This is a genomic window from Paenibacillus sp. sgz302164 (genome assembly GCF_056120505.1).
The window spans coordinates 57,335-69,962 of sequence record NZ_JBVYOL010000018.1 but is presented as its reverse complement, the minus strand read 5'-3'; the positions used below and the strand labels follow the sequence as shown (position 1 = coordinate 69,962).

The window sequence follows — 12,628 nt, the reverse complement described above, 5'->3', positions numbered from 1 at the left end:
GAATCACGTATGGAAGCAACCAAGCGGCCTGCGCGGAAGAAAGCGAAGGCGAAAACGAAAATTGAAAACTACTACAAAATTCTTGGAATTCGCGCCAATGCAACTCAAGCTTCAATCAAAAAGGCTTATATCGAGAAGGTTAAAGCTTTTCCTCCGGAAACGCACCCGGAACAGTTTCAACAAATTCGCGGAGCCTATGAGACTCTGAAAGACCCCATCAAACGTAAAGAATATGACTTGCTTCGCAAGTATGGGGACAATCTGGAGAATATTGTAGACGAAGCGATGGAAAAGATGGAATCGGAGCGCTGGGACGAAGCGGTTGAACTATTCCGACAGGCGCAGCGAATATCGCCGGATAATTTGTCCGTATGCCTGGGGCTGGGGGAAGCCTCTCTTATGAAAGGGGACGAGGTGACTTTCCAACATCAGTTTAGTCTGGGACGCGACCTGGCTTCGACTGATGAAGAGAAGGCGATTGTAGCCTCGCTGAAGGGAAAGCTTCTTCTGGAAGAGGATAGGGCGCAAGAGGCGCTTGAGGAGCTTCTGGAAGCGAAAGAAGCGTATCCTGAACAAATTGATATTTTAAGAAGAAATATATTACTCTCTTACGTGAATTTGGATCGGGCTGAGGAAGCATGGCTGCTCGCAGAAGCGGCTATTCCTGTCGAACAATCTCAAACACCGGAGGATTTGCTGAAATTTATCGATTGGATCAACTCGATGATGGAGGCGGAAAAATGGAATTTATGGGGCAAGGTTCAGACACGCGTAAAGAGATTCCTTAAATCCGTTCAAGAGGAAGAAGACCGAGTGTATGTATCTGCCTCACTATTGATGGAATTTCTAAGCTTCTACGACGTCAACCGCTTTCGTGAAGCGGAAATATACGCCGATTTAGCCTGTTATTTTGAGCCGCAGCAGCCTGAGATTCGGGAAGCCCGCCGCGATGTTCAGGAGTTGGCGAAAGTAAAGAAGGAAGTCGAACGCATGCAAGAAGATATGGATTTATTTCCGCTGGTTGCACTGTATGCGATCGAATGGTTTTATGAGGGCTTGAGGGATTTTGATACGCTGGACGAAATAAGAGCACAACTGTCGCAGGGGCAGCTGGCTCAAATGAAGACGATGAAAGAAGAGTTTGCCGCGGGCATCCTCAGGGCTAAGAAGAAATATCCGGCGGTTTTTAAGCGATTTGAGGGAAATTGGACGGAGATGTATGAAGAAGCGGTATCCGGTTTGAACCGGGAAGCGAGAAGAAGATTGAGGTAAGCAGGCGAGCCGGTACGGATGAAGGACTTTACAACACTGTCAGTGTGAAGTGAAGTCCGGTCTGATCGGCTTTTTCTCTTTTTGAGCCAAAAAGCATTTTAAAAACAACATAAAACATATACAATAATATTATGCAATAATATTGTGCAATAAGAGGAGTGATTTAAGTGCAGACTTCCAAACCTAAAAATGTAACTTTTACGCTGCCGCCTGAATTGGTGGAGAAATATAAGTTTTTTGTTAAAGAGAATGTTATACCGTCTGTAAATGCCGGAGTTAAAGAGGCGCTTGAACAATATTCTAAAAAAATTGAAAAAGAGATGTTGAAAGCGGAAATGTCCCAGGCATCGAAAGATCCTTTGTTTATGAAGGATTTGCAAGAAAGCATGAAAGCCTTTGAGTCTGCAGATGATGAAGCGGCGAAGGGGACTGCTGAATGGTAAGCTATCAATGGGGAATTTTCTGGGCGGATTTAAATCCGACTCAAGGGTCAGAACAAGCCGGCAGAAGACCTGTACTTGTCATTTCGGTGGAAGAAGTGAATCAGGCATTGCCGATTGTAACGGTTATTTCATTAACGTCTGTAAAACCTGGCAGGAACATATATCCCATTGAAGTTTATTTAAAAGAAGAAGAAACGGGTCTGCCTAAAGATTCAATCGCTATGGCGCACCAGATAAGAGCAATAAGTAAAGAACGATTAGGTATGAAATGCGGTAATATTGAGTCGGATGAAACAAAGGCAAAAATTAAAGAAGTAATAAAGAGATATTTAGATCTGGAGTAAGCATACATGCGATAATGTTGAGAAGTTCCTGATGAATGCTTTCGACGCTTCCAAAAAATAATAAGAAATAGGAATTAAAACCAAATTCGCATTGCATTTGTTGCGGCAGGACCGCCAAACTGGTACAATTTAAGGATACGAATGCAAGGGAAAGGGGTTCACCGATGCTAGGACTTGTGAAGAAGATTTTTGGTGATTCCAATGAACGGGAAATTAAAAGGATGCTGAAAGCCGTTGACCATATCAACGGGCTGGAAGCAACGATTGAACCGCTGTCGGACGAAGAGCTGAAAGGCAAGACGGCAGAGTTCAGAAACAGATTGGAACAAGGCGAAGAGCTGGACGATTTGCTGCCGGAAGCTTTTGCGGTAGTGAGAGAAGCCGCGAAGCGTGTTCTCGGCAAACGGCATTACGACGTTCAGCTCATCGGCGGTATGGTGCTTCATGAAGGCCGTATCGCGGAAATGAGAACGGGCGAAGGGAAGACGCTCGTCGGGACGCTTCCTGTTTATTTGAACGCTTTGCTGGGCAAAGGCGTACATGTGGTAACGGTCAATGATTACTTGGCGCAGCGGGACAGCGCCGAGATGGGTCAAATATATACGTTCCTCGGCCTGACGGTTGGGGTCAATCTGCACAGTTTGTCGCACGAAGAGAAGCAGGCGGCATACGCTTGCGACATCACGTACGGCACGAACAACGAATACGGCTTTGATTACCTGCGCGACAACATGGTGCTGTACAAAGAGCAAATGGTGCAGCGTCCGCTGTATTTTGCCGTTATTGACGAAGTGGACTCCATTTTGGTCGACGAGGCGAGAACGCCGCTGATCATTTCCGGACAAGCTGCCAAATCGACGGATCTTTACTACGCGGCGGACCGTTTCGTAGCGAAGCTCAAGGAAGAAGAAGACTACACCATCGATATCAAGGTGCGCTCCGTAGCGCTGACCGAAGAAGGCGTAGCGAAGGCCGAGCGTGCTTTTGGCATCGAGAACTTGTTCGATCATCAGAACGTCACGATCAACCACCATGTGACGCAAGCCCTCAAGGCCCGCTTTATTATGAGGCGCGATGTGGATTACGTGGTGCAGGACGACGAAGTCATGATCGTCGACGAGTTCACGGGCCGGATCATGACGGGCCGCCGTTACAGCGACGGGCTGCATCAAGCGATTGAGGCCAAGGAACAACTGCAAGTGCAAAATGAGAGCATGACGCTGGCGACCATCACTTTCCAGAACTATTTCCGTATGTACCGGAAGCTTGCGGGCATGACGGGTACGGCCAAAACGGAAGAGGAAGAGCTGAAAAAGATTTACGGCCTGGAAGTTATTGTTGTTCCGACGAACCGTCCGATGATTCGAAAAGACTTGCCGGATATCGTGTACAAATCGGAAACCGGCAAATTCAAGGCTGTCGTGGAAGAGATCACGGAACGCCACAAAAAGAATCAGCCGGTGCTGGTCGGTACGGTATCCATCGAAAATTCCGAGCGTCTGTCCGATATGCTGAAGAAAAAAGGCGTTCAGCATAAAGTGCTGAATGCGAAATACCATGCGGAAGAGGCGGAAATCGTAGCGCGCGCGGGACAACCCGGGTCTGTTACGATTGCGACGAACATGGCCGGCCGCGGTACGGACATTATGCTGGGCGACGGTGTGCACGATGCGGGCGGACTGCATATTATAGGTACGGAGCGTCACGAAAGCAGACGGATCGACAACCAACTGCGCGGCCGCGCCGGACGTCAGGGCGATCCGGGTTCTTCCCAATTCTACCTCTCGCTGGAAGACGAGTTGATGAAGCGTTTTGGCGCCGAGAACATCATGGCGATGATGGATCGTCTTGGCATGGAAGAAGATCAACCGATCGAAAGCAGGCTGATCACGCGTGCCGTCGAATCCGCGCAGAAGCGCGTAGAGGGCAACAACTTCGACGTGCGTAAAGTCGTACTCCAGTATGACGACGTTATGAATCAGCAGCGCGAAATTATTTATAAGCAGCGCAGAGAGCTGCTGGAATCCGAAAACATCCGCGAAGTTGTCGAGAGCATGATCAATTCGGTTATCGAGCGCGTGGTCAAAGCGCATTGTCCGGAAGATCAAATTCCCGAAGAGTGGGAAATCCACGAAGTGGCGAATTTCGTCAATAACAACCTGCTGACGGAAGGTCAAGTGGCGGATGAGGATATCTGGGGCAAGGAACAAGAGGAAATTATCGAGCATATCCAAGGGCTCGTCAAAGCCCGTTACGATGAGCGTGAGCAGGAAATCGGCGGCGAATTCATGCGCGAATTCGAGAAGGTCGTAGCGCTTCGCGCGGTGGACAGCAAATGGATGGATCACATCGATGCGATGGATCAGCTTCGCCAAGGTATCCATCTGCGTGCATACGGCGGTACCGACCCGCTGCGCGAGTACCAGTTTGAAGGTTTCGAGATGTTCCAGGAAATGATCGAGAACATTCAGGAAGAAGTCGCGAAGTACATCATGAAGGCGCACGTGCAAAGCAATCTGGAGCGCCAGGCGGTAGCCGAAGGCCAGGCCGTCGATCCGAAGAACGAAGCGGCCGGCAAAAAGCCGCTGGTCCGCGACGATCGCATCGGACGCAACGACCCGTGCCCTTGCGGCAGCGGCAAGAAATTCAAGCAATGCCACGGTCAGGGCAGCTAATAGGCAAAGCTGCTGTGCCGGCGGCAAGTAGATTAAAAGAGGTGTAAGACATGCTGGAACCAGAAGTGAAACAGGATTTAAGGGAAACGGCAAAGCGACTAACTGAATTACGGGGGTCTCTTTGACTTAGATCATAAGCTCGAAGCGATCGGAGATTTTGAGGAAAAGATGGCTGCGCCGGATTTCTGGGACGATAACGAAAAGGCCCAGAAGACGATCGGCGAACTCAACGCGATCAAGGGCGTTGTGGAGCAGTTCCAGGCGTTTTCCGGCGAGTACGACGACCTGCTGGTGCTGGTCGAGCTCGAGGAGGAGGAAAGCGACGACGGTCTGGCCGCGGAGATTGGCGGCGGCATCGCGGCTCTGGTCAAGAAGCTCGAAGCGTTCGAGCTTCAGCTGCTGCTCAGTCAGCCGTATGACCGGCTGAATGCGATTCTGGAGCTGCACCCCGGCGCAGGGGGCACCGAGTCGCAGGACTGGGCGGAGATGCTGCTGCGCATGTACCGCCGTTGGGCGGAGAAGCGCGACTTCAAGGTCGAGGTGCTCGACTACCTGCCCGGCGACGAGGCCGGCGTGAAGAGCGTCACGCTAATGATCAAAGGCTTCAACGCCTACGGCTACCTGAAGGCGGAGAAAGGCGTGCATCGGCTCGTACGCATTTCGCCGTTCGATGCCTCAGGACGCCGCCACACGTCGTTCGTGTCGTGCGACGTTATGCCGGAGATCGAGGACGATGCGGAGATCGAGATCCGCACCGAGGATCTCAAAATCGATACGTACCGGGCCAGCGGAGCGGGCGGTCAACATATTAATACGACCGATTCCGCCGTGCGGATTACGCACATACCGACCGGTGTTGTGGTGAGCTGCCAACAGGAGCGCTCCCAGATCAAGAACCGCGAAAAGGCGATGAAGATGCTGCGCTCCAAGCTCTACGAGAAGAAAATCGAAGAGCAGGAGAAGCATCTCGCGGAAATTCGCGGAGAGCAGTCCGATATTGCATGGGGCAGCCAGATTCGGTCTTACGTGTTCCATCCTTACAGTATGGTCAAGGATCACCGCACTTCTGCGGAGACGGGCAACGTCGGCGCTGTCATGGACGGCGACCTGGACACGTTCATCGACGCTTACCTGCGTCTTCAAATCCGCAAGGATCCGAACGATTAAGATACGAGTATTGGGCCAATCGAAGCGCCGGACGGCATCACGCGCATACAACAAGCGTCCAAGAAAAATCCTACACCTGAGACGGTGTAGGATTTTTCTTGCGTGCGCGTCGGGCGCATCGTTTTGGAAGCATAGCCGTCCACGATTTTGACCGAAAATTCAAAGGAGGCGCTGCATAGTGCCGAGAAGAAAACAACGGCTCCGGGTCGGCAGCCCCGCACATACGGCAATGGAATACACGCTGCTGGTGATCGGGTCTTTGGTGATGGCGGCCAGTTTTAACGCTTTTTTAAACCCGAATCAAATTGCGTCCGGCGGCGTATCCGGCGTCTCGACCATTGTGCAGCATTTGACCGGGATCAGTCCGGCCCTTACGCAGTGGGGGCTCAACATTCCGTTGTTTTTCCTGGGCTTGTGGCTGCTGGGCGGCCAATTCGGCATGAAAGCCGCGGTAGGTTCTGTCGTATATCCGCTGTGCGTTTTGCTGACGAGCCATATCGGAACGCCGACCCATAACACGCTGCTCGCCAGCCTGTACGGCGGGATGGGGATTGGCCTCGGGCTCGGCATCGTGTTCCGTGGGCGCGGATCGACGGGCGGTTTTGGCCTGGCGGCTCAGATTTTGCATAAATATACGGGGCTGAGTCTGGGGTTCGCCGTAGCCGTTCTGGACGGGCTGGTCATTTTGTCGGCGGGCTTCGTGTTTACACCGGAAAATGCGCTTTTTGCGCTGATCGGCCTGTTTGTGTCAACGAAAACGATCGACGTCGTGCAGCTTGGTTTTAACTATTCGAAGGTAGCTTTTATTATTTCCGAGCATACGGATGCCATCCGGCAGGCGATTTTGTACGAGCTGGACCGCGGACTAACGGAGCTTAACGGCGCCGGGGGATTTACGGGGGCTTCGCGGACCGTTCTCATGGTCGTGGTGAACCAGAATGAGGTCAGCCGTCTGAAGACGCTTGTGCGCTCGGTGGACGAGCAGGCTTTTGTCATTTTGAGCGAAACGCATGAAGTGTTGGGGGAAGGATTCAAGCGGCACGCCTGACCGTCCGGACAATACAAGATAAGCGTGGTTAACGCGGCTCGGATAAGCAATAGTTGCTCTTTGGGCGGGGATTCTGGGATAATGGAAAAGGGGCTGTCCGCGGGTGAAAACGGACTGAATAATCGGCTGTAGAAGCACCGGAAACCTTTGCCGGTCCCATGGGGAAAAAACGCTTTAAAGCGCATGAAATCTGGAAAAAATCCATTGAATTATTATGTATGCGACTGTATAATAATACATATCTTTTTAGGGACGTTGGGGAGGAATGAAACAATGGGCAACGAACTGAGAGCGGCGATTATTGGGGCGACAGGCTACGGCGGCGCCGAGTTGATCCGGCTTTTGCAGGCGCATCCGTATATTACGGTAGCTTCGGTCGTCTCGACATCGAATGCGGGCGTGCCGATCGCGGACGGGTTCCCGCATTTGAACGAAATTTGCACGGACATTTTGGATGAATTGAACGTGGAGCTTATTGCCGGAAAAGCGGATCTCGTATTCCTGGCGACTCCGGCGGGCGTAAGTGCGGAGCTTACTCCAAAGCTGCTTGCGGCGGGACTCAAGGTGGTTGACATTTCCGGGGATCTTCGTCTGAAGTCGGCGGCTGACTACGAAAAATGGTATAAGCACCCTGCTGCGCCTGCCGCTGAGCTGGAACGGGCGGTATACGGCTTGTCCGAAGTGTTCGGCGATGAAGTGAAGGGCGTCGATCTCGTTTCCAATCCGGGCTGCTACCCGACGGCTACGCTGCTCGGTCTGATCCCTGCGGTGAAAGCGGGCTGGATCGACCCCGCGACGATCATTATCGATGCCAAATCCGGCGTCTCCGGCGCAGGTCGCGGCGTCAGTCTCGGGGTTCATTATTCCGAGCTGAACGAGAACCTGAGCGCATATAAAGTGAACAAGCATCAGCATATTCCGGAAATCGAGCAGGCGCTGAGCCGCATTGCCGGCAAACCGGTCGTGACGACGTTCACGACGCACCTGGTCCCGATGACGCGCGGCATTATGTCGACGATGTATGCATCCGTGCTGGGCGACCGTTCCGAGGCCGATTTCATCGAGCTTTACCGCGAGTTTTATCAAGGACGCAGGTTCGTCCGCATTCGCAGCAATGGCAAAATGCCGTCCACCAAAGAAGTGTTCGGCTCGAACTACTGCGACATCGGGTTTGCGGTGGATGCGCGTACGGGGCGCGTCACGATTTGCTCCGTTATCGACAACGTGGTCAAAGGCGCGGCAGGGCAAGCGATTCAAAATGTGAACATCATGATGGGCTGGGACGAAACGACGGGATTGTTGTTTTCTCCGGTATATCCATAAATTCGCAAGCAGATCAAGAGTTAATCAAGCCTCTGGAGGGACAGGTGAAGGACGGAAATGTCGGTACATGAGCAAGGAAAGTTTATCGTATTGCCGGAAGGCTCGATCACGACGCCGAAAGGTTTTCGCGCAGGCGGGTTGCACTGCGGCCTGAAAAAAACGGAGCGCCACGATCTCGGCGCAATCGTGTGTGAGGTGCCGGCGTCAGCGGCGGGCGTATACACGCTGAACGCGTTCCAGGCGGCACCGCTGCGCGTGACGCAGGAGAGCATCGCCCAAGGCGGCAAGCTGCAGGCGATGGTCGTCAACAGCGGCAACGCCAACGCGTGCACCGGCCAGCAGGGCGAGGACGACGCGCGCGCGATGCGCGCCGCCGCTGCGAAGGCGCTTGGCGTGGCGGAGCATCACGTCGGCGTGACGAGCACCGGCGTCATCGGCGAACTGCTGCCGATGGGCAAAGTGCTCGGCGGCATCGAGCAGCTGCCGCAGCGCGTGAAGGCGGACGGAGGCGACGACTTCTGCCAGGCGATCCTGACGACGGATCTCGTGCAGAAGATGACGTGCGTCCGCCTGACGGTCGGCGGCAAGGAAGTACACATTGCCGGAGCGGCCAAAGGTTCGGGGATGATTCACCCGAACATGGCGACGATGCTCGGTTTCATCACGACCGACGCGAACATTGAGAGCGAGCACCTGCAGCTGCTGCTGAACCGGATCACGGACAACACGTTCAACATGATTACGGTGGACGGCGATACGAGCACCAACGACATGGTCGTGGTGATGGCGAGCGGGCTGGCCGGCGGGGATGCGCTGCATCCGGGCCATCCCGATTGGGAAGCGTTCGCGGCCGGACTGCAATACGTCGGCGAGTATCTCGCCAAGGCGATTGCCCGCGACGGCGAGGGCGCGACGAAGCTGATCGAGGTGAACGTGATCTGGGCGGCGTCCGACAACGCGGCGCGCGCGATCGCGAAATCGATCATCGGCTCGAGCCTCGTGAAGTCGGCGGTTTACGGCGCGGACGCCAACTGGGGCCGCATTATCGCGGCTGTCGGCTATTCGGGCCAGCCGGTAAATGTCGATACCGTCGATATTCGCCTGGGCGACATTGTCGTGCTGGAGCAGTCGCGTCCCGTGAAGTTCGACGAGGAGCAGGCGCTGGCGTATTTGAAAACGGACACGATTCACATCCATGTGAATTTGCATATGGGCAGCGGCAAGGCGACAGGCTGGGGCTGCGATTTGACTTACGATTACGTGCGGATTAATGCGGCCTACCGGACGTAACGATCCGGGAGCGGAGATCGGATGTAAGAGTTTGTAAGCTAAAGGGGTAAAGGGGAAGCGGAATCGGTGAAGAACAATTGCTTTGTGATGAAATGCGGCGGAAGCACGTTGGCTGCTTTGCCTGAGAGCTTTTTTGAGGATATGCGGCACCTTCAGGACGAAGGCATCGTGACCGTCATCGTACACGGCGGCGGGCCAGCGATTTCGGATACGCTGGCGAAGCTGGGCATCGAGACGGAATTCGTGAACGGCCTTCGCCGTACGACCGAAGCGGTGCTGGATGTCGTGGAGATGGTGCTCTCCGGCCAGATCAACAAGGAAATCGTACGCCGCATTCAACTGGCGGGCGCTTCGGCGCTCGGCCTGTCAGGCGTGGACGGACATTTGATTGAGGCGCAGCCGGTCAGCAACGCGGGCGAGGTCGGACTGGTCGGCGATGTGACGAAGGTGAATGCGGAGCTCATTCAGAACATCGTGCAGATGGGCTACATTCCGGTGATTGCGCCTGTAGGGCTTGGAGAGGACGGCGGGCAGCGCTACAACATCAACGCGGATACGGCTGCTGGCGCGGTCGCTTCGCATCTCGGCGTCGAGCGGATGATCGTGGTGACGGATGTGCCAGGCATCATGAAGACGGTGGACGGCGAGAAGCAGGTGCTGCCTGTCGTCACCGTTGCGGAGATCGAAGACATGATCGCCAGCGGCGAAATCTACGGAGGCATGATTCCGAAGGTTCGCGCAGCGATTCAGTGCATACAGGGTAAAGTGAAGGAAGTCGTCATCGTCAACGGCTCCGAGCCGAACGTGCTGAGTAAGACGCTCAAAGACGGCGGCATCGGGACGCGGATCGTAAGATAAAGGAGGGTTTAACATGGGTGAAGCAGGAAAAAGCTCGCTCTTTCCGACATACGCCAGATATCCGATCACATTGGTCAAAGGCGAAGGAAGCCGTCTGTGGGACGATACGGGCAAAGAATATATCGATTTGATGAGCGGAATCGCGGTGACGAATCTCGGGCACGCGCCTCAGGCCGTCAAGGAAAAACTGATCGAGCAGCTCGATCAATTGTGGCATGTCAGCAATTTGTTCCACATCCCGAATCAGGAGAAGCTGGCGACGCTGCTTACGGACAACAGCTGCGCGGATGCGGTGTTCTTCTGTTCCACGGGAGCGGAGGCGAATGAAGCGGCGATCAAGCTCGCCCGCCGGTATTCGCAGAAGGTGCTGCAGAACGGCAAATACGAAATCATTACGTTCAACATGTCGTTCCACGGCCGGACGCTTGCTACTTTGACCGCTACGGGGCAGGATAAAGTGAAGGAAGGCTTTTTGCCGCTTCCGCAGGGCTTCGTATACGCCCCTTACAACGATATCGAGGCTGTCCGCAGCCTTGTGAACGATAATACGTGCGCGATTATGCTGGAGATGGTGCAGGGCGAAGGCGGCGTGCTGCCTGCCGATCCCACCTTTGTGAAGCAAATCGCGGAGCTGTGCGAGCAGCGCGGCCTGCTGCTGATCGTGGATGAAATCCAGACCGGAATCGGGCGGACGGGCAAGCTTTTCGCTTACGAGCATTACGGCATTGAGCCGGACATTTTCACGTTGGCCAAAGGGCTCGGCGGGGGCTTTCCGATCGGCGCGATGCTGGGCAAGGCGAAGCTTGCTGAGGCGTTCGGCCCCGGCAGCCATGGCTCCACGTTCGGCGGAACGCCGATTGCAACGGCAGCGGCGATCGCTTCCGTAGAGGCGATACTGGATGGCAAGCTGCCTGAACGGGCGGCTGAACTCGGCGAATACACGGTCAAAAAGCTGCAAACGAGCCTCGCCGACAATCCGCTTGTGGCGAAGGTGCGGGGCATCGGCCTGTTGATTGGCATTGAATGCACGCAGCCTACAGGCGAAATCATTAGCGAAATTCACAAGCAGGGCGTGCTGGTCATTCCGGCGGGGCCGAATGTGATTCGTCTGGTGCCGAGCTTGACGATTCCGCAGGAGGATCTGGACCGCGGCCTGGACATTGTCTGCTCCGTGCTCGCCGGGAAGGCGACTGCCGCGATTCAGTAATTTTAACAGCAGAGAGGTAGGATGAAATGAGCGGTATTGTAAAGGAAGAAATGGCGGCCCAACTGAAGGGCCGGGATTTTCTTGCTCTGACTGACTATACAACGGAAGAAATCGAATATTTGATCGACCTGGCGATTGACCTGAAGCGCAAGCAAAAAGCGGGAGAGCCGCACAAGCTGCTGGCGGGCAAAACGCTGGGGATGATTTTTGAAAAATCCTCGACCCGCACACGGGTTTCGTTTGAGGTGGGGATGTACCAGCTGGGGGGGCAGGCGCTCTTTTTGAGCAGGAACGATCTTCAGCTCGGACGCGGGGAGACGGTCTGGGATACGGCGCAAACGTTGTCGCGCTACCTCGACGGCATCATGATCCGCACTTACGAGCACCGCAAGGTGATCGATTTGGCCAGAGGGGCGACGGTGCCGGTTATCAACGGACTGACGGATCACGCACACCCTTGCCAGGTGCTTGCCGATTACCAGACAGCGCTGGAGAAAAAAGGCAAGCTGCGCGGCTTGAAAGTCGCTTATATCGGCGACGGCAACAACATGGTGCACTCCCTTATGATCGGGGCGTCCAAGCTGGGCATGCACTTTGCCGTGGCGACGCCGGAAGGCTATGAGCCCGACGCCGAAGTCATTCAAACGGCCAAAGAGAACGCAGCGCAAACGGGAGGCAGTCTGCTTGTGACGCGCGAGTCCCGCGAAGCGGTGGAAAATGCCGATATCGTCTATACGGACGTATGGGCGAGCATGGGCTTTGAAGCGGAGCAAAAAGAGCGGGAAATCGCCTTTAAAAACTATCAGGTGAACGAAGCGCTCGTCCAATATGCCAAGCCGGATTACTTGTTCATGCATTGTCTGCCTGCGCACCGCGGCGAAGAAGTCAGCGAAGGCGTGATCGACGGCGTGCATTCGGTTGTTTTTGACGAGGCGGAGAACCGTCTTCATGCGCAAAAGGCTATCATGGCCGCAATTATGTAACGAAACGGAGAGATCTTA

Annotated in this window: 11 protein-coding genes; all 11 read left to right on the top strand. The window is 54.5% G+C overall.

All coding sequences use genetic code 11. From position 1 onward, the window contains the following. Positions 1 to 9: 9 nt before the first annotated feature. A complete protein-coding gene (locus AC0LWT_RS26635; RefSeq protein ID WP_474684312.1) occupies positions 10 to 1,272 on the top strand; it encodes a J domain-containing protein in 1,263 nt (420 codons plus the stop codon). Between the two features lie 167 nt (positions 1,273 to 1,439). Next, on the top strand, positions 1,440 to 1,715 hold the full coding sequence (locus AC0LWT_RS26630) for a hypothetical protein (protein ID WP_474684311.1): 276 nt from the start codon (positions 1,440 to 1,442) through the stop codon (positions 1,713 to 1,715). Next, positions 1,709 to 2,059 carry a type II toxin-antitoxin system PemK/MazF family toxin gene (locus AC0LWT_RS26625; protein WP_474684310.1) on the top strand — a complete coding sequence of 117 codons (351 nt, stop codon included), beginning with the start codon at positions 1,709 to 1,711 and terminating at the stop codon, positions 2,057 to 2,059. Before AC0LWT_RS26630 ends, AC0LWT_RS26625 begins: the two co-directional genes overlap by 7 nt. A 164-nt stretch (positions 2,060 to 2,223) precedes the next feature. After that, positions 2,224 to 4,734: a preprotein translocase subunit SecA gene (gene secA / locus AC0LWT_RS26620; protein WP_474684309.1), complete on the top strand. Its 2,511-nt coding sequence runs from the start codon at positions 2,224 to 2,226 to the stop codon at positions 4,732 to 4,734. A 50-nt stretch (positions 4,735 to 4,784) separates the two neighbouring features. After that, positions 4,785 to 5,901 (top strand): peptide chain release factor 2 gene (gene prfB / locus AC0LWT_RS26615; RefSeq protein WP_474684308.1). Its coding sequence is split into 2 segments (ribosomal slippage): positions 4,785 to 4,856 and positions 4,858 to 5,901, totalling 1,116 coding nucleotides; the frame shifts between segments, so codons are not numbered across the junction. Between the two features lie 229 nt (positions 5,902 to 6,130). Further along, entirely contained in the window at positions 6,131 to 6,949 is an 819-nt protein-coding gene (locus tag AC0LWT_RS26610) for a YitT family protein (protein WP_474684387.1), read from the top strand. 273 nt (positions 6,950 to 7,222) lie between these two features. Beyond that, positions 7,223 to 8,272 (top strand): N-acetyl-gamma-glutamyl-phosphate reductase, encoded by a 1,050-nt coding sequence (gene argC, locus AC0LWT_RS26605; RefSeq protein ID WP_474684307.1) that lies wholly within the window; start codon positions 7,223 to 7,225, stop codon positions 8,270 to 8,272. 57 nt (positions 8,273 to 8,329) lie between these two features. Further along, positions 8,330 to 9,562, top strand: coding sequence for a bifunctional glutamate N-acetyltransferase/amino-acid acetyltransferase ArgJ (argJ, locus tag AC0LWT_RS26600; RefSeq protein WP_474684306.1), 1,233 nt, complete (start codon positions 8,330 to 8,332; stop codon positions 9,560 to 9,562). An 87-nt stretch (positions 9,563 to 9,649) separates the two neighbouring features. After that, a complete protein-coding gene (argB, locus tag AC0LWT_RS26595; protein WP_474684386.1) occupies positions 9,650 to 10,420 on the top strand; it encodes an acetylglutamate kinase in 771 nt (256 codons plus the stop codon). 13 nt (positions 10,421 to 10,433) lie between these two features. Further along, positions 10,434 to 11,627, top strand: a complete 1,194-nt coding sequence (argD, locus tag AC0LWT_RS26590; protein WP_474684305.1) for an acetylornithine transaminase — start codon at positions 10,434 to 10,436, stop codon at positions 11,625 to 11,627. 26 nt (positions 11,628 to 11,653) lie between these two features. Further along, positions 11,654 to 12,610: an ornithine carbamoyltransferase gene (gene argF / locus AC0LWT_RS26585; protein ID WP_474684304.1), complete on the top strand. Its 957-nt coding sequence runs from the start codon at positions 11,654 to 11,656 to the stop codon at positions 12,608 to 12,610. Positions 12,611 to 12,628: the final 18 nt, after the last annotated feature.